Here is a 17,676-nt window from a genome sequence, read left to right on the forward strand (position 1 = left end):
CTTTTCACCCAATGAGTCGATGATCGGAAAACAGATGTTCTCATGCGCATGAAACACCGGTTACCGGCGCTAATGGGTGAAGGTCGCCACGGCCAGTGAAAACCGGGGCCCACCAGGGAAGAGGATTTCGTCTTCCCGGTGGACCCCGGTCGTTTATCCAGTGCGGAAACGCTCTCAGCTGGTGATGTCCTTCGTCGCGAACCGGCGGCCGGCGAGGAGGAAGAACACCGTGCCGTACAACGCCGCCGACAACATGCCGTTGGCCATGTTCGTCCAGTCGATGTCGGTCGAGATCAGATCCATCCACGAGAACGCGAAATGCGTCGGCAGATAGTCCCGCAGCCCTTCGAGCGCGGTGATCTGGTCGAGGATCTGCGAGACGATCGCGACGATCACCGCGCCGCCGACGGCGCCCAGCGGGGCGTCGGTGGCGACCGAGAGCAGCATCGCCAGTCCGGCCACCCACGCCAGCTGCAGGATGATGTAGATCGTCGCCAGCCCCATCGCGATGAGACTGTCGCCGAACGACACCGCGTCCCCGGTCGGGCTGATCGCGTCGCCGGCGCCGTACCAGATGACGCCGACCACCAGCGACACCAGCGGCAACAGGATCAGCGCGACCGCCGAGAGGATGCCGGAGACGATCGCCTTCTGCCGCAGCACCCGATGCCGGGGGACCGGCATCGCGAGCAGGTATTTCAGGCTCGACCAAGACGCCTCGCTCGCGATCGTGTCGCCGTAGAACAACGCCACGATCATCGGCAGCAGGAACGTCCCGGACACGAACAGCGCGAGCACCACGAAGTTCGGCGCGCTCGCGGTGGCGAGGTCGACGAAGCCGCCGCTGCGGCGGTTCGGGTTGGCCTGCCCGATCTCGAACGCGATCACCAGGATGAACGGCAGCAGTGCCACGAATCCCAGCATCAGCTGGGTTCGCCGCCGTTTGAGCTGCCGCTTCAGTTCGACGCCCAGCTTCAGCGTCCGGTCGGCGCGGTATCCCGCCACCGCCCCGTCCGGGCCGACCTCGGTCGGTTCGTGCGACGCGACCTCGGTCAGCTCCAGCAGCGCCGCCGGATCGGTGTGCACGCCGTGATCCGCCCGGGTCGCCGGGCCGGAACCATTGGTCTTACTCACCCTTCGAGTCCTCTCCGACCAGCTGCAGGAACGCGTCTTCCAGCCGCCGCCGCGGCCCGGCCTGCTCGACCGCGACCCCGGCCCGCACCAGGACGGCGACCGCCTCGGCGCGCGCGAGACCGTCGAGATCCGCGTGGACCAGTTCCCCGTCGACGTCGACGCCGGAAACGCCACCGACCTTTCGTAGCGCTTCGGCCGCTTCGGCGGGCTTGTCGACGCGGAACGTCGCTTCGCCACTGGACGCGGCCAGTTCGCCGACCTCACCCGAAGCGACCAGCATGCCGCGGTGCATCACGACCACGTGCGTACAGGTCTGCTCGACCTCGGCCAGCAGGTGGCTCGAGACCACCACGGTGCGCCCGGTCGCCGCGTAGCGCTGGAGCACCTCGCGCATCTGGTGGATCTGTGGCGGGTCGAGCCCGTTGGTCGGCTCGTCGAGCACCATGAGCTCCGGCAGGCCGAGCATCGCCTGCGCGATCGCGAGCCGCTGCCGCATGCCCTGGCTGTAGGTGCGGACCCGCCGGTTCACCGCGTCGCCGAGCCCGGCGATCTCCAAAGCTTCGGCGAAATGCGCCTTGTCCTTCGGGCGGCCCGTGCTCGCCCAGTACAGCTCCAGGTTCTCCTTGCCGGACAGGTGCGGCAGGAAACCCGAACCCTCCACAAAGGACCCGATCCGGGACAGCACCGGCGCGCCGGGCGCGATCAAATGGCCGAACACGCGGATGGTGCCCGCGGTCGGCGTGATGAGGCCCATCAGCATGCGCAGGGTCGTCGTCTTGCCCGCGCCGTTCGGCCCGAGCAGGCCGAGCACCTGGCCGGGTTCGACCCGGAAGGACAGATCCTTCACCGCGACGAAACCGCCCGCGTAGGCCTTGCGCAGACCTTCGATCACCAGCGGCGTCTTCGCCAGGCTCTCGTCGACGTCGTGGGCGCGGCGGCGGCGGAACGCGGCGATCACCGTGATCGCGATCCCCGCGAGCAGTGTCCCGGCGATCCCGAGCAACTGCGCGATGGGCGCACCCGCGCCGACGGAGTTGCCCGGCACGACCGGGATGGCGAGCCGTCCACCGTCCGCCAGCCCGATGCGGAACACCGCGGGCTCGACCGGCGTCGCGAACGCCTGGTCCGTCGTACCGACGACCAGCCGGAGCGTGTGCCCGGCCTCCAGCGGCCGCACGATGCCCGGCAGGGTCACCGTCACCTCGACCGGGCTGCCGTCGGCGGGCAGGCCGGAGACGCGGAACGGCGCGACGGCGTTGGCCGGAAGCGTGCGGACGCCTTCCGAGTTGACGTCGTAGAGCTTCGCGAACAGGACGGCTTCCTTCTGCGGAGTCCCCGCGGAGGGATCCGCGGAGACCTGGAGCCGGACCGTCGAGGAACCGGCCGCGATCGTCTGCGCGTCGAGCGGCGGCGTCGCGAACTGCGCGGCCTGCCCCGGCGGGTCGAGGCTGAACAGCCCGGAAAGCCGCGACGAGCCCGCCACCGCGCCGTTCAATCCGGGGATCCCGCTCACCGCGGCGGGATTGCCGCCGGCGGGCCGGACGACGGCCTGGGCCGTGCCCGCCAAGGCGAACTGACGTCGTTCGGTGGCGTCGCCGGTCGCGCCCGGATACGCCGGGGCGCTGACGGTCCGGACCGAGGGGGCGCCGTTCGCCCGCAGTGTGCCCTGGATGTCGTAACTGAACCCGGTGCCGGGATCGGTGCCCTGCCCGGTGAGGGAGAACTTGAGGAAGTCGGCGATCTGCGCGCGCAGCTTCTGCCCTGGCTTCCCGCCGTCATGGCCGCCGGTGTACCAGATCGTGCGGACCTTGCCGCCCGCGGCGGAGATCTGCCGGGCGGTCGCGTCGGACTGGTCCAACCCGAACAGCGTGTCGCTTTCCCCTTGCACCAGCAGGGTCGGCACGGTGATCTTGTCCGTCACGGACGCGGGGGAGACCCGGCGGAGCAGGTCGACGGTCTTCTGGCTCGCCTTCCCGGTGGTGGCGAGTTCGGTGTAGGCCTGGCAGACCTCGGCGGTGAACCGTCCACAAGGGTCGGCGGGGCCGGACGGCGGCCGTTGTCCGTTCGGACCACCGAGCGGCAGCGACTGCGCCGCGGCCCCCGCCGCGCCCGTGCCCTGTGCCGCACCGGATTCACTCGTCTCGTCACCCGCTTCGGGTGCGTCGTTGGCGGGGGAGCCGCTCTGCGCCGCGCCGGAACCGGCGGAGAAGAAGATGCCCGCCCACGACTTCTTGAAGACGCCGTCCGCGCTGAACGCGCCGGCGGCCGGGGTGGTGGCGTTCGGCGCGGCCGGGGCTGCGGCGTTCGGGAAGAGGCCCTGCGCGAGATCGTTGTAGGTGATCACCGGCGCGATCGCGTCGACCCGTTTGTCGGTCCCGGCGAGCAACAGGGAGAGCGCGCCGCCGTACGAAGCGCCGGACACGGCCACCTTCGGGTCGCCGTTGTCGTTGAGGACCTCGGGCATCGAGGCGAGAGTGTCGATCAGCTTCCTGGCGTCGGCGACCTCGCGGTCGGGGTCGTTCAGCGCGATCTTCCCGGTGCTGCGGCCGAAACCGCGCGCGGACCAGGTCAGCACGACGAAACCCTTGTCGGCGAGTTCGCGGGCTTCGGTGGCGACGCTGTTCTTGTCGCCGCCGAAACCGTGGGCGAGCAGCACGGCCGGAGCCGGGGTCTGTTCGGGCAGGTACGTGGTCGTGTCGATCTTGACGACCTCGGAAGAGCCCGGGGTTTCGGGCAGATCGAGGGTCTTGTCCTGGGTTCTGACCGCGGACGGCGCGGGTTCGCTGTTCGTCCACACGACGGCCGCGGCGGCCAGGACCACCACGACCGCGGCGAGCGCGGTGAGCTTCGCGCCTCGCGTACGAGGGAGCGGGATTCGGGGCACGGAATGACCGTATTTCACCGAACCTGAGAGTCGCTCCTCCAGCACACAGGGACCACACAAGCGTGATGTGTGGCCACCACCGGAACGGGTAACCCCGCGAGAGAGAAGAGGTGGGTGTGACGGGAGTTACGCCATCATCTTGGTGACAAGGGCAACCTTAACTGGCGTCAGACGTACAGACAGGTCAAACTGGACCAGCTGTGAGGGGAGTATTCCTTCGCGGCGGTGTCGTCAGCACGGTGGCCTTCGCGGGCCCCCGGCACCGTCGGCCGGTTTCGCACCGGCGGAAGAGACCTCCGGTTAGTTGCTGCTGTGCACTATCCGGAGGGTTGGATACATGTCTGTTCCCCTGTGGCTATGGATCGCCACGGTCGGTGGCCTGCTCGCGCTCATCGCGCTGGACCTGGTCATCGTCGATCGCAAGCCGCATGAGGTCACCACCGGCGAAGCCGCCCGGTGGGTCATCTTCTACATCGCCGTGGCCGTCGCGTTCGGCGTCGGTGTCTGGGTGTTCGCCGGCCACGACCCAGGGGTCCAGTTCTTCACCGGGTACATCACCGAGTACTCGCTGAGCGTCGACAACCTGTTCATCTTCATGATCATCATGACGTCGTTCAAGGTGCCCGCGATCCACCAGCACCGGGTGCTGCTGATCGGCATCCTGCTCGCGCTCGCCATGCGCAGCGTGTTCATCGCCGTGGGCGCCGCGCTGATCGCGCAGTTCGTCTGGGTCTTCTTCCTCTTCGGCGCCGTCCTCATCTGGACCGCGGTCAGCATGGTCCGCAACAAGGACGAAGAAGAGGAATACGAGGAGAACGCGCTCACCCGCTGGGTGCGCAAGCTCTTCCCGGTCACCGAGGAGTGGCACGGGCACAAGTCCTTCGTGAAGAAGGACGGCAAGCGCTGGATCACCCCGATGTTCCTGGTGATCGTCGCGATCGGCAGCGCGGACCTGCTGTTCGCCGTCGACTCGATCCCCGCGATCTTCGGTATCACGCAGGAGGCCTTCCTGGTCTTCACCGCCAACGCGTTCGCGCTGATGGGCCTGCGCCAGCTGTACTTCCTGCTCGGTGGCCTGGTCACCAAGCTGGTGTACCTGTCCTACGGTCTCGCGGTGATCCTCGCCTTCATCGGCGCCAAGCTGTTCCTGCACGCGCTGCACGAGTACCACGTCGTCCCGGACTGGCTGGACATCAACAACTGGGTCTCCCTGGGTGTCATCGTCGTGGTCCTGACCGTGACGACGCTGGCCAGCCTCGCGAAGGCGAAGAAGCTGGAAGCCGCTGAGCAGGAGTCTTCAATCAGTAGTTAGAGCTGCTAAGGATCGGGTACCGTCGGGGCCGTGCGTCCCGTTGACATCGAAGCCCTGACGGTCCCCGGCATCCTCGCGCTGCACGGCGACCTGCTGCTCACCGCGGTGAGCAGGCCTGATCTGAAGACGAACAGCTACCGCGGCGGCCTGCGCAAGGTCGATCTCGGCGGTGGCGGGGAAGGGCCCTGGACCCACGGGGCCAAGGACTCCGCCCCCGCCATCTCCCCGGACGGCCGGTGGGTCGCGTTCCTCCGGGCGGGAGAGGGCTCCGGGCGCGTGGCCAAGCCGCAGGTGCACGTGATCCCCGCGGCCGGTGGCGACGCGAAGCGGATCACCGATCTTCCCCTCGGCGCGGGCGCGCCGGTCTGGGCGCCCGACTCCCGCCGCGTCGCCTTCGTCGCCCGCGTGCCGGAGCCGGGCCGCTACGGCACCGAGAACGCGGACGGCGAAACACCGGAGCCGTCCGAAGAAGCGCCGCGGCACATCAAGAACCTCTTCTACCGCGTCGACGACGCGGGTTTCCTCAACGACCGTCCACAGCGTCTGTTCGTCGTGGACGCCGCCGCCGCGCTCGGCGAGGAGGAGCCCGCCGAGCTCACGCCGCTGACCGACGACCGGGCCGACGTCGACCATCCTTCGTGGACGGACGACGGCGAGCACGTCCTGTTCACCGCCCCGCGTGACTGGGCCGCCGAAGACACCGTCCGCTCGGACGTCTACGCGGTGCCCGCGGCCGGCGGCGAACCCCGGCTGCTCGTCCGGTCGCTGGGCACCGCGGACCGGCCGGTCGTCGCGCCGGACGGTTCGATCCTCTTCTACGGCACCGAGTTCTCCGGCCAGGAGGAGATCGCCCGCAACACCGGGCTCTGGCAAGCGTCTTGGCCCGCCGGCGCCGGGCCCTCGTCCCCACGGCGGCTGACCGACGTCGAAACGGTGGACTGCGACAACGCGGCGAGCCCTCCGGTCTCCTTCGGCGACGAGGTCCTCGTCGTGGTCCGCACCCGCGGTGCCGCCGAGCTGCGCGCCGTCCCCTTCGACGCCGAACTGGCCGAGCTGAAGACGTTGCGGCGCCTGGCGGGCGAGCGCACCGCGGTGAAGTCGTTCGCCGTCGACGGCGCGCGGATCGTCGCGGTGATCGGGACGCCCGAAAGCTCCGGCGACGTCGTGCTGCTGTCGGACGGGGAGCCGCGCGTGCTCACCGACTACTCGAAGGCGTTGCGGGACACCGGGATCCTGCCCCTGGAGGAACTGGACACGACCGCTCCCGACGGCTACCCGGTCCACGGCTGGATCGTCCGGCCCGAGGGCGACGGACCGCATCCCGTGGTCCTGATGATCCACGGTGGACCGTTCGCGCCCTACGAATGGAAGGTCTTCGACGAGGCGCAGGTGCTCGCCGCCGCGGGCTACGCCGTCGTTCTGGGGAACCCGCGAGGCTCCGCCGGCTACGGCGAAAGCCACGGGCGCAGCATCGTCCACGGCTTCGGCACCGTGGACGCGGACGATCTGCTGGCCTTGCTGGACAAAGCGCTCGAACTGCCCAACCTGGACGGCGATCGCGTCGGCGTGATGGGCGGCTCGTACGGCGGTTTCATGACCAGCTGGCTCGCCGCGCATCACGGCGGCCGGTTCCGCGCCGCGTGGAGCGAGCGCGCGGTCAACGCCTGGGACTCGTTCGTTGGCAGTTCCGACATCGGCTGGTTCTTCGCCGGGGGGTACGTCGGGGACGACCCCGACGAGCAGCGCAAGCGCAGCCCGCTGACGTACGCGGGGAAGATCGACATCCCGTTCATGGTCGTGCATTCCGAACAGGACTGGCGATGCCCGCTGGAGCAGGCGCAGCGGATGTACGTGGCCTTGCGGCAGAACGGCGTCGCGGCCGAGTTCCTGCTGTTCCCCGGCGAGGGGCACGAACTCACGCGGTCGGGGCTGCCCCGGCACCGGGTGCAGCGGTTCGACGCCGTGCTCGAGTGGTGGGGCCGCCACCTCTGAGTCTCGTGAGTGGCAAGGACGGTTCTAACCGTCCTTGCCACTCACGAGGCCCGAAGATCAGCTGAGCAGTGTGTAGTTCAGCTCTTCGCATACCCGGCCCAGCGGGACGTCGAGCCCCGGATGGTCCAGCGGGAGCAGCACGTCGGGCGCGACCGGCAGCGAGTTCCCGGCAGGCGGGTCCCACAGCGCGAGCGCGGGGCCGCCGGAGTCCATGGACGACCGGTACCAGACCCCGTCGAGGTCGCCGAAGGCGGCGCGGATGGCGCGCGCCCAGGCCTGGGTGATCTTCTTCGGGCCGCTGGAGATCTCCTGCGAGGCACCGACGCGGGTCGGCCACAGGCCGGCGAGGTCGAGAAGCCGCAGCGTGCGGGTCGGCCGGACGACCACCAGCCGCGGGCCGCGGGATTTGCGGTCGACCGTCGACGTGGTCTGGAAGACCTCCGCGATGCTGGTGCGCACGGTGAGCCCGAAGTACAGGACGCCGTTGCCGGGGTCGGTGACCGGGCGACCGCCGCGACCGGGGGTCTGCGGGTCGAAACGGCCGTGCGGGAGCGGGCCGCTGTAGCGGAACGAATTCCACTGCTGGGGGTGGTTGCCGTGCGCGGTGAAGATCCTGACCAGCCTGGTGCCGGGGTGCACCGCCACCACGTCGTTGGTGCGGTGCAGCTCCTTGACCAGGACAGAGCGTGCGGGCGGCAGGGGGAGCCGGGCCATACCTCGGGAGTCGTCCGTCCTTGTCGGGTGATCTTGCTCGTTGGGGTCAGCCTACGGCCTACCCCCGACTGAAATTCCGTCGTCGGGCAAAGATCTCAGAACGGCGACCCCAGCGTGGCCACCAGTCTCGCGACGTGCTCGGGATCGCCGCCGGACAGGAGCCATTGGCGCGGGGTGGCGGGATGCTCGTTGATCACCAGATCGGTCTGCGGGGTGCTCATGAACGCGGCGACGACGAGGGCGGGCTGGTCCTCGGGGACGGCGCGCAGCACGACCTCCAGGCCGGGCAGTACCCCGGAGCCGGCGAACTGCCAGGCGGGCAACCGCCAGCCCTGGTCCTTCCAGCCGGTGAGCCTGCCCTCCTTCAGGCGGTGGCGGATCCGGCTGTCGTCCACGCCCAGCGTTTTCGCCGCCTCCAGCACGCTGAGCGCGGAATCGGCGAGCACGGCGTGCGCGGCGACCGTCCTGGCGCGGAAGTCCGGCTCGGCTTCGCCGCGGGGCGAGAGGTCCAGGCCGACGTCGGTGAGCGCGGCCCGCTGGTCGGCCGAGAAGTAATGCGACGGGTCGGGGTTCGGTGGGGTCAGCCTCCGCGCCGCGTCCTCGACGAGGTTCAGGAACTCGTTGGCGTCGACCTTCAGGCCCGCCTTGGCGAGAACGTTCTCGAGCGCTATCGACATAACGCCTAGGGTAACGCGTCTGTGCGGGTTCGTGCGGTCTCATCTCGATTTCGTGGGTGAATTCACCAGAGATGAACACAGAGCGCACGGAATCAAACACGTGCAGTAGGGAATATCGCCATAGTGTGCCCGGATCGGGCGAGCTTGTCCAGGACTTCGGCTTGACAGGTGGTAAGTGGGAACTTACCTTCCGAAAGGTAAACGATTTCTTCCCACCGCTTCGGAGAACCCGGCTGGTGTGGGGCCGGCTTGGGGGAACAAGGGGGTGGGGCGTTCCTGGGCGGCCGGTGCGAACCGGTCGCCCAGGCACGTCGTCTCCGGTCGTCAGTCGCGCCGTGAGCTCCGGCGCACGATCAGTTTCGCCTGCAACGTGGTCGTCGTGGCCTTGCGCGTGCTGTCGCCGATACGGGCGAGCAGCAGCTCGGCGGCGACCCTGCCCACCTCGTTCGCGGGCTGCGCGACCACCGTCAGCGGCGGATCGATCAGTGTCGTCCACGGCGCGTCGTCGAACGACACGATCCCCACGTCCTGCCCCGATCGCAGGCCGCGTGAAGCCAGCGCCTCCAAAACGCCGATCGCCATCGTGCTGTTGCCGACCAGCAGCGCGTCCGGCGGCTCGGGCTCGTCGAGCAGGCTGAGCGCGGCGAGTCTGCCGCCCTCGGCGCGGAACTCGGCCCGCCGGGTGAGCGCGTTCCCCTCGCCGACGGCGTCGGTGTAGCCGGCCAGCCGGTCTTCGGCCGTGCGGACCCCGGGCGGCCCGCTGACGCAGGCGACCCGCCGGTAGCCGCCGTCGAGCAGATGCCGGGTCGCGTCGCGGGCGGCGAGCCGGGTGTCGACCAGCACCTGGTCGCCGGTGTTCTTCAGCAGCGGCCGGTCGACGGCGACCACGGGGGTGCCGCGTTCGGTCAGCCGGTCGACGTTGGTGGCCCGGCCGGTAGGGGAGAGCACCACGCCGGCGACCCGCTCCTGGAGGGCGACGTCGATGTAGCGCCGCTCCTTCTCCTCGTTGTCGTCGGCGTTACAGAGCACCACCGAGTAGCCCGCGGTCTGCGCGATGTCCTCCACGCCGCGGGCGATCGCGGTGAAGAAGGGGTTCTCCACGTCGGAGATGATGAGCGCGAGCACCGCGGTCTCCTGGCGGCGCAGATTCCTCGCGAGGCCGTTCGGGTGGTAGCCCAATTCCGCGGCGGCGGCCTGCACCCGTGCCGCGAGTACCGGGTCCACAGTGGACTTGCCGTTGAGCGTCCTCGACACGGTCGCCGTCGAAACCCCGGCCTTCGCCGCCACGTCGTTGATGGTGGCCACCGTGACCTCCCCTTCTGCAGGTGTATTGACACCTTCGCACGGGAAGAATAGCTTGACCGACAATCGTTACCATCCGCTGATCGCGCTACTCGCGCGGAGGAGTTCGGAGGGGTCGTGGGGGAACCGGGCCTGGTGCTCGGCATCGACATCGGCACTTCGAGTTCCAAAGGTGTCCTCGTCGATTCCCGGGGCACGGTGGTGGCGCGCGAGTCCCGGCCGCACGAGACTTCCCGGCCCCGCCCCGGCTGGTTCGAGCACGACGCGGAAACCGTGTGGTGGCAAGACTTCCTCGCGCTCGCGAGGGAACTTTCGGCGGGCGCGGCGGATCATCCCATCATCGGGGTGTCGGTCAGTGGGATCGGTCCGGTGCTCTTGCCCGCCGGCGCTTCCGGTGAACCGTTGCGCCCGGCGATCCTTTACGGCGTCGACACCCGCGCATTCGACGAAATCCGGGAATTGAACCGGGAATTCGGCGAAGAATCCATTGTGGAACGCGGCGGGAGCGCGCTCGGCTCGCAGGCCGTCGGGCCGAAATGGCGCTGGCTGGCCAAGAACGAACCGGACGTGTTCGGCAGGGCGAAGCTCTTCTTGATGGCGAGTTCGTTCCTCGTGCTGCGGCTGACCGGTGAATACGTCCTCGACCATCACTCCGCGAGCCAATGCGACCCGATGTACGACCTGCGCGAGGCCCGCTGGGCGACGGACCGGGTCGCCGCGATCGCCCCCGGCATCGAGCTGCCGAGGCTCGCGTGGCCGACCGAGGTGGTCGGCTCGGTCACCGCCGAGGCGGCCGCGGAAACCGGCCTGCCGCAAGGGATCCCGGTGACGGCTGGCACGGTGGACGCCTGGGCCGAGGCGACCAGTGTCGGGGTCACCGCGCCCGGGGACACGATGCTCATGTACGGCACCACGATGTTCCTGATCCAGATGCTCTCCGATCCCCGCCCCGGGCGGGGGTTGTGGACGACCCGCGGCGCTTTTCCCGGTACCTATTCGCTCGCGGCGGGGATGGCCACCTCCGGCGCGATCACCGACTGGTTGCGGGAGCTCGTCGGCGGCGAGTTCGGCGACCTGGCCGCGGCGGCGGGCGAGGTACCGGCGGGCAGCCGCGGACTGCTGATGCTGCCGTACTTCGCGGGAGAACGGACACCGGTGCCGGATCCGGACGCGAGGGGTGTCATCGCCGGGCTCACCACTTCCCACGATCGCGCCGATCTGTATCGCGCGGCGCTGGAAGGCACCGCGTACGGGGTGCGGCACAACCTGGAAGCCATGCGGGAGGCCGGCGGCGGCACCGGCCGGTTCGTCGCCGTCGGCGGTGGGACCCAGGGCGGCGTGTGGACGCGGATCGTCAGCGACGTCGCGCGGATCGACCAGGAGATCCCCGCGGAAACCATCGGTGCCGCTTTCGGGAACGCGATTCTCGCGTCCGTCGCACTGGGACGGGAGCCGGATGTCGAAGCCTGGAACCCCGTCGCCGGGATCGTCCGCCCCGGCGCGGACGCCGATGTCTACGACGAGTTCTACCCGCACTACCGCGCGCTGTACGAGTCCACAGTGGACATCGCTCACTTCCTGGCGCGGAAGAACTCGCTCGCCTTCAGCCCGGAGAACTCCCGGCAATCCCGGCTCAGGTGAGCTTGGTCGGCGTATCCCGCCGAGAACGCCAGCGAAGCGAGATCCGGCGCCGACCCCGAGAGGCCGATGGCGCGCTGGAACCGGCTGACGCGCAGGTACGTCGCCGGGCCGTAGCCCACCGCGAGGGTGAACCGCCGCCGCAATTGCCGCTCCCCGGTGGCGAACCGCCTCAGCGCGGAGGAAACCCGGGATACCCCGCCGTCCAGCCTGGCGATCAGCTCCGAGATCTCCCGGTCGGCCCGTCCGGCCCGGCGCCGCGCGACGACATCGGCCAGCGAAGCGGCGCCGGAGAGCACCCGCTCGGCCAGCAGCTCGCCCTCCCTGCCCCAGAGATCGCCGAGGGAGACGCGCTGATCACGCAGCTCGTCGGCACCCAGCCCCAGGACGTCGCCCGCCCGGCCGGGGGCGAACCGCACGCCGTGCGCCCGCTCGCCGGCCTCCCAGGTCCAGTGCGCCGTGTCCGGCCCGGCGACGAAGACCTCGCCGTCGCATTCCACGAGGTCCACACAGCCATCGGGCACGATCCGCTTCGGCGCTCCGCCCGCGTCCTCCCACAGGCAGCGCACCACGCCGTCCAGGCCGCCGGGTGCCGTCGTCTCCCGATACACGGTTGCCATGATGCCCCCGGGCTACGACAGAATCAGGCCGTGTCCGAAGCAGAGATCGATTCACTGGCCTGGATCCACGTCCGTGACCGCCGCCTCCTGTCGGTGCGGACCGAGGGCAAGGCCAAGTTCTACCTGCCGGGAGGCAAGCGGGAGCCGGGAGAGGGCGACGTCGCCGGCCTGTGCCGGGAGATCAGGGAGGAGCTCGGCGTCGAGCTCGACCCGCTGAGCTTCCGCTTCTTCGCGGTGCTGAACGAGCAGGCCGACGGTTACGCGGACGGCCGCCGTGTCCGGATGACCTGTTACACCGCCGAACATCGCGGGGAGCCCGTGCCTGGACGCGAGATCGCGGAGTCCGCGTGGCTCTCCTCGGCCGACGCCCACCTCTGCCCGCCGGCGGGCAGGCGGGTGCTCGGGCTGCTCGCCGACACGGGTCTCGTCGATTGACGCGGTGTCACTCAAAGTGAGCTGTTCGGCTCACTGTGTTTACGCCGATCGCCCCATGAGCAGGCACTCTTCACTCACTGGGACACCCAAAAGGGTGAATATCGGGTTTCTTCCCGATAACGGCTAACGCGGAGTCACCTTCGAGCGAGAAGTAGTCGACGCACTCGACGGAAGTGCGCTCGGACGAGAGAAGACCTCTCCATGGGTGTTCCCACCGCGACCCCTCCGGCATCGGCGCCGGAGCAGGGTGCTCCCGGCAGGCTGAAGCCGCTGGGGACCGTCGTGGTCGTGCTGGGTGTGGTGGCCGTCGCCATCACCCTGACCAGTTACGTGCTGCCGAAGGCCTCGCGGCCGGTGCAGAGCCCGCCCGCGCCCCGGGTCGAACAGGCCGCGGCCGCCGTGCGCACCGTGATCCACTCGGTCGTCTACGAACTTTCCGGCGCGAAGGGCGCCCAGAACGTCACCTACGTCGCGCAGGGTTCCGAACTTCTGCAGAAGACCGAGGTGACGGCGCCGTGGAGCACCACGTTCGAGCGCGAGAGCCAGGAAGGCCACGACGAGTTCTACAGCCTCTCCGCGCAGGGTTCGGGCAGCGGCGCGTTGCGGTGCCGGATCGTCGTCGACGGCGAGGTCGTCAGCGACCGCACAGCTCCCGCCCCGGGCGCACCGGTGACCTGTACGTCCTAGGCGGTGTCCTGTGAGTCTGCGCGAAGACCGCGAACAAGACTTGCAGGACACCGCCTAGGGCAGGATCGTCCGGGTGACGGATGGTGCGATCGAGTTCGGCCCGGTGCTCGCCGTGGTCTTGGCCGTGCTGGCGATCTTCGGCGCGGCGGTGGTGCAGTTCGGGCGGCTGGGGCAGGGCAAGGCGGTGCTGTTCGCGGCCGGACGCGCCGTCGTGCAGCTGGCCGCCGTGTCGCTGGTCATCGTCGGGATCCTGAAATCGGGCTGGCTGACCGGCGGCTTCGTACTGCTGATGTTCACGATCGCGGCGGTCACCTCCGCGCGCCGGATCGGGGTGGCGAAGGACCTCGCGTGGGTCGCGCTCGCCATCGCCTCCGGGGTGGTGCCGGTGCTGACGCTCGTGCTCGCGACCGGGGTGGTCCCGTGGCGGCCCATCGCGATCGTGCCGATCGCCGGGATCGTCATCGGCGGCGCGATGTCCGCGACCTCGCAGGCGGCGCGGCGGGCCCTCGACGAACTCGTGTCCCGGCACGGCGAGTACGAAGCCGCGCTGGCGCTGGGTTTCCTTCGCCGTCCGGCCGCGCTGGAGATCTGCCGCCCGTCGGCGGGGCACGCGCTGATCCCCGCCCTCGACCAGACCCGGACGGTCGGACTGGTGACCTTGCCCGGCGCCTACGTCGGTGTCCTCCTCGGTGGCGCCGGGCCGGTGCAGGCCGGGGTGACGCAGGTGCTCGTGCTGATCGGGCTGCTGGCCGCCGAGGCGGTCGCGGTCCTGGTCGTCGTGCACCTGGTCGCGGCGGGCCGGATCAGCCGAAAGGCGACTGAAGATGCGACGTGTCGTTGAACCGTCGCACCATCCAGTTCTCGCCCGACACCACCAGATGCGAGATCGAGCCGTTGTCCGCCCCGAGGAAGGCGAACCGGTTCTTCGCGCCGCTCGCCTGCGCGAAGACCTCGCCGATGACGCCGCCGTGGGTGAACACGGCGATCCTCCGGTCCGGGTTGGCCGCGGCGAGCCTGCCGATGGCCGCCTTGATCCGCCCGCCGAACGACTCCATCGTCTCCGCGCCGGGGATGACGTCCCAGCGCTGTTCGCGCCACAGCCGCTCGACGATCGGGTGACCTTCGTAGGTGTAGCGCCGGAAGAGCCCGTTCTCCCAGTCGCCGAGGTGGATCTCGCGCAGGTCCGCCTCGACCTCCGGCGTGAGCCCGAGCTTCGCCGCCAGCGGTGCCGCGGTCTGCGGCGTCCGGCGCAGTGTCGTCACGTACAGCGCGGAGATCCGCTCGTCCGCCAGGCGGCGCCCCACGCGCTCGGCGTGGTCCCTGCCTTCCGGCGCCAGATCCGGATCGGCCTGCCCGTCGACGAGGTCGAACGGGTTGTCGCCCTTCGCCGGGGCGGATTCACCGTGGCGGACAAGGAAGATCTCGGTCGCGCCCGGGGGAGGTGAGAACCGGTGCTGGCGGTATTCGACTTCCTGCTCAGGGGTGCTCATGAGCGCGACGATACCGATTCACCCCAGCCGTTTGTCCACGAAGCACCACCGCCAGGTCTCGCCGGGCTCGTGGCTGCGCATCACCGGGTGCAGGGTGTCGTGGAAATGCTCGGTCGCGTGCTTGCCCGGTGAGGAATCGCAGCAGGCGACGTTCCCGCATTTGACGCATTCGCGCAGGTGCACCCAGGTCATCCCGTTCTCGACGCAGACCGCGCAGACGTCCGGGGAGCTGGGTTCGACCGACGGCCAGTTCTTGGTCAGATGTTTGCAGGATCCCGCCGTCGCGGCGGGGGTGCGCAGTTCCCGATCGGAGTCCGGCACGGTCTCCTCCTCCCTGTCCAGCATGGATTCCTCGATGTCGAGGCGTTCGAGGATCCGGCGCAGGACATCATCATCGGCCATCCCGGAGTCGCGCGCCTCGAGGAACTTCTCCCGCTCGACTTCGAGCAGCCGCAACCGCAGCCGCCGATACGCGTCGCTCGGCGTTTCGTTCAGCGCGCTCTGCCTGCCGAGCTCCTCCCAGGCCGAGTCCGAGCGGTGCTGGAGCCGGCTGCGCAGGCGTTCGACGATGTCTTCCGGGTCCTCGGGGGTCCGGATCTTCTCCAGTTCTTCGAGCGCTGCCCTGGTCATGTCGTGGAGCACGGCCGCTTCCTGCAGCGCGTCCTCGGCCGGATCGGGCGGCGGCAGTTTCAAGCGGCGGACCAGCACCGGCAGCGTCGTCCCGTGCAGCAGCAGTGTTCCCGCCACCACGACGAACGCGACCAGCACCAGCACGGCCCGCTGCGGGGTGTCCGCGGGCAGCACGAACGCCGCCGCGAGCGTGACGACGCCGCGCATCCCCGCCCAGGCGATCACGGCCGAGTACCGCCACGGCCAGGCGTGGCGGCGGAACACGCGGCGCGCCAGGCCGATCCCCGCCATCCAGATGATCCGGGTGACGATGGTCGCGGCCAGGGTGGCGGCGCAGATCAGGACCAGTTCCAGCGCGGTCAGCCCGCTGTCGCCCACCTCGGTCATGATCCGGCGGACCTGCAGCCCGATCAGCAGGAAGACGATGTTCTCCAGCAGGAACTGGATGGTCTGCCAGTTCAGCCTGCTGGCCAGCCGCGAACGGCCGGAAAGCATGCTCGGCGCCTTGTGCCCGAGGATCAGCCCCGCGACGACCACGGAGATCACGCCGGAACCGTGGATCGCTTCGGCGGCCAGATAGGCGACGAACGGGACCACCAGCGAAAGCGCGGTGTCGGTGACCGGGTCTTCGAGGCGGGTGCGGATCAGCGCGGCGAGGGCGCCGACGGCGAAGCCGATCACCAGCCCGCCGCCCGCGGCCAGCAGGAAATCGCCGCCGACCTGCAGCAGGCTCACCGAACCGGCGATGGCCGCGATGGCGGTCCGCAACGCGACCAGCGCGGCCGCGTCGTTGAACAGGCTTTCGCCCTCCAGCAGCCGGGTCAGCTTGCGCGGCATCCCGACCTTGCGGGCGACGGCGGTGGCCGCGACCGCGTCCGGCGGCGCGACCACCGCGCCGATCGCGAGCCCGGCGGCCAGCGGCAGACCGGGGATCACCAGCCACGCCACGACCCCGACCGCGGCCGTGGTGAAGATGACGAGCCCCACCGACAACAGCAGGATCGGCCCGCGGTTGCGGCGGAAGTCGATGAGCGACGTGCGGATCGCGGTGGCGTACAGCAGCGGGGGCAGCAGCCCCAGCAGCACGACCTCCGGATCCAGTTCGTACTCCGGGACGCCCGGCACGTACGAGGCGACGACCCCGACCGCGATCAGGCACAGCGGCGCCGACCAGTCGAGTTTCCGCGCCGCGGCGGTGACCAGGAGGACGGCCACCACCAATGCCACGAGTTCCACCGCGATCTCCACGCCGCTCATCATCACCCGGGAGCGTCAGAGTGCGCGCACCGAGGCCGGGCTACCGCTCCTCGAACCGCACCAAATTGCCCGCCGGGTCGCGGAAAGAGCAGTCGAAAGCGCCCCAGGACTGCTTCATCGGTTCTTGGACGACGTCCGCGCCCTTCGCCTGGATCCGGTCGAAGGTCCCGATCAGGTCCGGGGTGGACAGCACGATGATCCCGTGGACGCCCTTGGCCATCAGTTCGGCGATCGTGGCGCGTTCTTCGTCGGTGAGCTCCGGCTCGGCGGCGAGCGGCCGGAGCACGAGCGACGTCTCCGGCTGCCCCGGCGGGCCGACCGTGGCCTGGAGCGGGCCCTGGTCGCGCACTTCGAAGCCCAGGATGTCGCGATAGAAGGAAAGTGAAGCCTCGAGATCGTCCGCGGGAAGGTAGGACGCCTGAATCGAGAGGGTCATACGACTCAAGGTAGGTCGGCGCGCGGCGGCGACGCTTCTCGATTCCTGATCGGTCGCATGACCTGTTTGACGACGCAGCCGGGCATGCCCCGGCCGTCTTCCGCCGCCTGTTTGCGGTACGCGCTCGGCGAGATGCCGACCAGTTCGGAGAAGCGCGTGCTGAACGTGCCCAGCGACGAGAAACCGACGTCGAAGCACACTTCGGTGACCGACATGTCCCCGCGGCGCAGCAGCATCATGGCCCGCTCGATCCGGCGGGTCATCAGGTAGCTGTACGGCGATTCGCCGTACGCGGCGCGGAACTCGCGGCTGAGGTGCCCGGCGGAGACGTGCACGCCGCGCGCCAGCGCTTCGACGTCCAACGGCTGCGCGTAGTCGCGGTCGATCCGGTCGCGGACACGGCGCAGCATCGCCAGGTCCCGCAGGCGCGGGTCGGGTTTGCCGGTCACCCGGAAAGCGTAACCCACG

The 17,676-nt window shown here is 69.7% G+C and carries 16 protein-coding genes; 6 read left to right on the forward strand and 10 right to left on the reverse strand.

All coding sequences use genetic code 11. The features are described 5' to 3' along the window. Positions 1–174: 174 nt before the first annotated feature. Both ACFWIW_RS06240 and ACFWIW_RS06245 read right to left on the reverse strand, forming a co-directional pair. A complete protein-coding gene (locus tag ACFWIW_RS06240) occupies positions 175–1,134 on the reverse strand; it encodes an ABC transporter permease (RefSeq protein ID WP_378367432.1) in 960 nt (319 codons plus the stop codon). Further along, entirely contained in the window at positions 1,127–4,036 is a 2,910-nt protein-coding gene (locus tag ACFWIW_RS06245) for an alpha/beta fold hydrolase (RefSeq protein ID WP_378367433.1), read from the reverse strand. Before ACFWIW_RS06245 ends, ACFWIW_RS06240 begins: the two co-directional genes overlap by 8 nt. A gap of 319 nt (positions 4,037–4,355) precedes the next feature. Between ACFWIW_RS06245 and ACFWIW_RS06250 the strand changes: the two genes are divergently transcribed. Further along, positions 4,356–5,330 carry a TerC family protein gene (locus ACFWIW_RS06250; RefSeq protein ID WP_378367434.1) on the forward strand — a complete coding sequence of 325 codons (975 nt, stop codon included), beginning with the start codon at positions 4,356–4,358 and terminating at the stop codon, positions 5,328–5,330. Positions 5,331–5,360: 30 nt separating this feature from the next. Then, positions 5,361–7,322 carry a S9 family peptidase gene (locus ACFWIW_RS06255; protein WP_378367435.1) on the forward strand — a complete coding sequence of 654 codons (1,962 nt, stop codon included), beginning with the start codon at positions 5,361–5,363 and terminating at the stop codon, positions 7,320–7,322. Positions 7,323–7,379: 57 nt separating this feature from the next. Here ACFWIW_RS06255 and ACFWIW_RS06260 read toward each other — a convergent pair whose 3' ends face one another. The 3 genes from ACFWIW_RS06260 to ACFWIW_RS06270 form a co-directional block, all read right to left on the reverse strand. Then, positions 7,380–8,036: an RES family NAD+ phosphorylase gene (locus ACFWIW_RS06260; RefSeq protein ID WP_240593208.1), complete on the reverse strand. Its 657-nt coding sequence runs from the start codon at positions 8,034–8,036 to the stop codon at positions 7,380–7,382. A 95-nt stretch (positions 8,037–8,131) separates the two neighbouring features. After that, entirely contained in the window at positions 8,132–8,713 is a 582-nt protein-coding gene (locus tag ACFWIW_RS06265) for a DNA-binding protein (protein ID WP_240593207.1), read from the reverse strand. A gap of 324 nt (positions 8,714–9,037) precedes the next feature. Continuing rightward, entirely contained in the window at positions 9,038–10,018 is a 981-nt protein-coding gene (locus tag ACFWIW_RS06270; RefSeq protein WP_038511357.1) for a LacI family DNA-binding transcriptional regulator, read from the reverse strand. A 114-nt stretch (positions 10,019–10,132) separates the two neighbouring features. Here ACFWIW_RS06270 and ACFWIW_RS06275 point away from each other — a divergent pair, with 114 nt between their 5' ends. Continuing rightward, complete coding sequence (locus tag ACFWIW_RS06275) at positions 10,133–11,656, forward strand: FGGY-family carbohydrate kinase (RefSeq protein WP_378367436.1); 1,524 nt, start codon at positions 10,133–10,135, stop codon at positions 11,654–11,656. On the opposite strand, the gene ACFWIW_RS06280 is transcribed toward ACFWIW_RS06275, so the two are convergent. Beyond that, the gene (locus ACFWIW_RS06280; RefSeq protein ID WP_378367437.1) at positions 11,587–12,273 is read right to left on the reverse strand and encodes a helix-turn-helix domain-containing protein; all 687 of its coding nucleotides are present in this window, start codon (positions 12,271–12,273) and stop codon (positions 11,587–11,589) included. The two genes, ACFWIW_RS06275 and ACFWIW_RS06280, sit on opposite strands and share 70 nt — an antisense overlap. Before the next feature lie 30 nt (positions 12,274–12,303). Here ACFWIW_RS06280 and ACFWIW_RS06285 point away from each other — a divergent pair, with 30 nt between their 5' ends. The 3 genes from ACFWIW_RS06285 to ACFWIW_RS06295 all read left to right on the forward strand — a co-directional run bounded on the left by ACFWIW_RS06285 (position 12,304) and on the right by ACFWIW_RS06295 (position 14,236). Continuing rightward, positions 12,304–12,708 carry an NUDIX domain-containing protein gene (locus ACFWIW_RS06285; RefSeq protein WP_378367438.1) on the forward strand — a complete coding sequence of 135 codons (405 nt, stop codon included), beginning with the start codon at positions 12,304–12,306 and terminating at the stop codon, positions 12,706–12,708. 201 nt (positions 12,709–12,909) lie between these two features. Continuing rightward, complete coding sequence (locus ACFWIW_RS06290; protein WP_378367439.1) at positions 12,910–13,395, forward strand: MmpS family transport accessory protein; 486 nt, start codon at positions 12,910–12,912, stop codon at positions 13,393–13,395. A 73-nt stretch (positions 13,396–13,468) separates the two neighbouring features. Continuing rightward, positions 13,469–14,236: an ABC transporter permease gene (locus ACFWIW_RS06295; protein WP_192741596.1), complete on the forward strand. Its 768-nt coding sequence runs from the start codon at positions 13,469–13,471 to the stop codon at positions 14,234–14,236. Here the strand turns inward: ACFWIW_RS06295 and ACFWIW_RS06300 are convergent. From ACFWIW_RS06300 to ACFWIW_RS06315, 4 genes are read right to left on the reverse strand one after another with little or no spacing between them, the layout of a single operon-like run. Continuing rightward, complete coding sequence (locus ACFWIW_RS06300) at positions 14,199–14,885, reverse strand: histidine phosphatase family protein (protein ID WP_378367440.1); 687 nt, start codon at positions 14,883–14,885, stop codon at positions 14,199–14,201. The genes ACFWIW_RS06295 and ACFWIW_RS06300 overlap by 38 nt on opposite strands. An 18-nt stretch (positions 14,886–14,903) precedes the next feature. Continuing rightward, entirely contained in the window at positions 14,904–16,772 is a 1,869-nt protein-coding gene (locus tag ACFWIW_RS06305; RefSeq protein WP_378367502.1) for a Na+/H+ antiporter, read from the reverse strand. A 40-nt stretch (positions 16,773–16,812) separates the two neighbouring features. Continuing rightward, on the reverse strand, positions 16,813–17,208 hold the full coding sequence (locus ACFWIW_RS06310; RefSeq protein WP_378367441.1) for a VOC family protein: 396 nt from the start codon (positions 17,206–17,208) through the stop codon (positions 16,813–16,815). Positions 17,209–17,213: 5 nt separating this feature from the next. Continuing rightward, complete coding sequence (locus ACFWIW_RS06315) at positions 17,214–17,618, reverse strand: helix-turn-helix transcriptional regulator (protein ID WP_378367503.1); 405 nt, start codon at positions 17,616–17,618, stop codon at positions 17,214–17,216. Between the last annotated feature and the right edge of the window lie 58 nt (positions 17,619–17,676).

It is taken from the genome of Amycolatopsis sp. NPDC058340, assembly GCF_042723975.1.
GTDB lineage: Bacteria > Actinomycetota > Actinomycetes > Mycobacteriales > Pseudonocardiaceae > Amycolatopsis.